The organism is Pseudomonas sp. CBZ-4, from assembly GCF_000346755.1.
Classification (GTDB): Bacteria; Pseudomonadota; Gammaproteobacteria; order Pseudomonadales; family Pseudomonadaceae; genus Aquipseudomonas.
In genome coordinates, this window is record NZ_ANNV01000039.1 from 1 (window position 1) to 2,902 (window position 2,902).

3 protein-coding genes are annotated in these 2,902 nt (G+C 63.9%); 1 reads left to right on the top strand and 2 read right to left on the bottom strand.

Annotated elements, in window-relative coordinates; translation table 11 throughout:
• Positions 1-70: 70 nt before the first annotated feature.
• Both B348_RS0105330 and B348_RS0105335 read right to left on the bottom strand, forming a co-directional pair.
• Entirely contained in the window at positions 71-1,081 is a 1,011-nt protein-coding gene (locus tag B348_RS0105330) for an aldo/keto reductase (protein ID WP_017735112.1), read from the bottom strand.
• Between the two features lie 81 nt (positions 1,082-1,162).
• Positions 1,163-2,065, bottom strand: a complete 903-nt coding sequence (locus tag B348_RS0105335) for a LysR family transcriptional regulator (protein ID WP_017735113.1) — start codon at positions 2,063-2,065, stop codon at positions 1,163-1,165.
• A gap of 100 nt (positions 2,066-2,165) precedes the next feature.
• On the opposite strand from B348_RS0105335, the gene B348_RS0105340 reads away from it, so the two are divergent.
• Complete coding sequence (locus B348_RS0105340) at positions 2,166-2,870, top strand: SDR family oxidoreductase (RefSeq protein WP_017735114.1); 705 nt, start codon at positions 2,166-2,168, stop codon at positions 2,868-2,870.
• Positions 2,871-2,902: the final 32 nt, after the last annotated feature.

Sequence of the window (2,902 nt, forward strand, 5' to 3'; positions counted from 1 at the left end):
AGCGCTCCCAAGATTTTGGGGCCGCTACGCAGCCCGGCGGGAGCAAGCTCCCTCGCCACGGTGGGTCGGGTTATGGGCGGGCGGTGCGGCCCGAAACGAAATGGCTGACATCATTGAACCCCGGTGTAGACGAATGCCCCGGTGTGACCAACGTATCAATGAAGGCTTCATCCTCAGCCGTGATCTGCACATCCAGCGCACCGGTGTAGGCATCCCACTGCGCCTCGGTGCGCGGCCCGACAATCGCCGAACTCACCGCCGCGTTGTTCAGCACCCAGGCAATCGCAAATTCGACAATCCCCACGCCGCGCACCTGGGTGTACGCCTGGATTTGCTGGGCAATGCGCAGTGACTCCACGCGCCACTCGGTTTCGAGGATGCGTTTGTCCTGGCGCGCGGCTCGGCTGCCGGCCTCGGGCGTGACATCCGGCGCATATTTGCCACTGAGCACACCCCTGGCCAACGGGCTGTAAGGCACCACGCCCAAACCGTAGGCCGCCGCCGCCGTGATCTGCTCGACCTCGGCCTGACGGTTGACGATGTTGTACAGCGGCTGGCTGATCACCGGTTTGTCGACCCCCAGGCGCTCGGCCACGCGAATCACTTCGGCGATGCGCCAGCCACGGTAGTTGGACAGCCCCCAATAGCGGATCTTGCCCTGGCGGATCAGATCGCCAATCGCCGACACCGTAACGTCCAGCGGCGTGTCGTGGTCTTCGCGGTGCAGGTAGTAGATGTCCAGGTAGTCCGTGTCGAGACGGGTGAGGCTGGCCTCCAGCGCATTGAAAATACGCTTGCGGTTCAAACCGCTGCGGTTGGGCAGGCCATCCGCCGGGCCAAAGCCGACTTTGGACGCCACCACCCAATCCTGGCGATGGCGGGCAATGGCTTCGCCCACCAGTTCCTCGGAGCGCCCAGCGGTGTAGACGTCCGCGGTGTCGATAAAATTGATGCCCTGGTCCCAGGCCTTGCCGATGATGCGCAGCGAGTCCTCGGTGCTGGTCTGTTCGCCAAACATCATGGTGCCCAGGGTCAAGGCACTGACCTTCAACCCGGACTGGCCCAACGTGCGATAAATCATGGATAACTCCTCCTGGTCGTCAAACGTGCGTCATGCAATACCAGACTCAAGCGCTCTGGAACAAGCCCTGCACGCGTTTCTTCATGCGCTCAGCAAGGCCTGACAGCGTTCCTGTAAAAACCGCTGCAACACTTTCACACGCTCCGACACCTGTAGCCGATGGGGGCACATCAGGTTGAAGGGCGCCGGTTCTCCCTGCCAGTCCGCGAACAACGGCACCAGCCGGCCAGCGGCGATATCGCCGACCACATCCAGCTGGGCCTTGTAGGCAATGCCGTGCCCGGCCAGGGCCCAGCGGCGCACGACTTCACCGTCGTCGCTGAGAAAGTCCCCGCTCACCTCGACCTCCTGCACCTGCGTGCCCCGCTGAAAGCGCCAGGACTTGCTCACCTGGCCCTGGCGCATGTAGCGCAGCGCGCTGTGCCGGGCCAGGTCCATGGGCTCAAGCGGCGTGCCGTGTCGTGCAAGGTAAGCCGGGCTGGCGCAGGCGACGCGACAGTGCTCGGTGGCGATGGGCAGCGCCACCAGGCTGGAGTCCTGGGGCACGCCAAAACGCAGGGCGATGTCCACGGTTTCGCGGAACAAGTCGGCGTTGCTGTCGTTGAGCAGCAATTGCAGGCGGATATGCGGGTGCTCGGCCTTGAACGCATCCAGCCAGCCCAGCAGCACATTGCGTCCGAAATCCGACGGCGCCGCCAGTTGCAGCAAGCCGCTCAAGCCCTGGCTTTGTTGCTTGAGCGCCAGCTCACCTTCGGCCAAGGCCGCCAACGCCACGCGCACGCTGTCGAGGTAACGCCGGCCTTCTTCGGTCAGGCGCATGCTGCGCGTGGAGCGGGCCAACAGGCGCATGCCCAAGCGGGTTTCCAGGCGTTTCAAGGCAATGCTGGCCGCCGCCGGGGTGAGGCCAAGGCCGCGGGCGGCGGCAGACAGGCTGCCCGAATCCGCGGTGCGCACGAAGACTTCAAGGTCGAGAATCGAGCTCACTTGTAAAATTCCTTTAAAGATCTTGTCGTTTTACCGGGATTTTTCGCCGATTGCCAAGTTGGGAAGATGAACGCTCACTTTTCAACCAGGATATTTCTCCATGACTTCTTCCCTCAACGGCAAAACCGTCATCGTCATCGGCGGCAGCAGCGGTATTGGTGCCGCCGTGGCCAAGGCGGCTGCGGCTCGGGGTGCACAGGTGGTATTGGCCGGGCGGCGCCTGACGTCCGGTGGCGAAAACGGCCTGCGCAGCGAGCCGGTAGACGTCACCGACGCCGCTTCGCTGCAACGCCTGTTCGCCAGCGTCGGGCGCTTTGATCATCTGGTCTACACCTCGGGCCCGAGTGTGCGCGCAAAAAACCTGGCCGACACCGACCTGGACGAAGCCCAGGACAACTTCAACGTGAAACTCTGGGGCGCGTTGCGGGCGATCCAACTGGCGCTGCCTCACCTCGACGCACACGGCAGTATCAGCCTGACCTCGGGGCAACTGGGCCGCAAGCTCGTACCGGGACAGTTCATCAAGGTCGGTATCAACGCCGCCACCGAAGCACTGGGCAAGCAATTGGCCAAGGAGCTGGCACCGCGTCGGGTCAATGTGATCAGCCCGGGGGTGATCGATACGCCGGCGTATGCGGGGTTGGCTGAGGAGCAGCGGCTGGCGATGTTCGCCAAGGCGGGCGGCGCGTTGCCGGTTGGGCGGGTCGGGCGGGCAGAGGAAGTGGCGGCAGGTTATGTGCTGGCCATGGAGAATGGCTTCATGACCGGCGCCGTCATCGACATCGACGGCGGCGGCCTGCTGTAACTGTGGGAGCTGGCTTGTGTGGGAGCTGGCTT

Bases quoted from the DNA above. Each gene is read 5' to 3' on its own strand.
- B348_RS0105330 (WP_017735112.1), bottom strand. From the start codon at position 1,081: ATGATTTATCGCACGTTGGGCCAGTCCGGGTTGAAGGTCAGTGCCTTG.
- B348_RS0105340 (WP_017735114.1), top strand. From the start codon at position 2,166: ATGACTTCTTCCCTCAACGGCAAAACCGTCATCGTCATCGGCGGCAGC.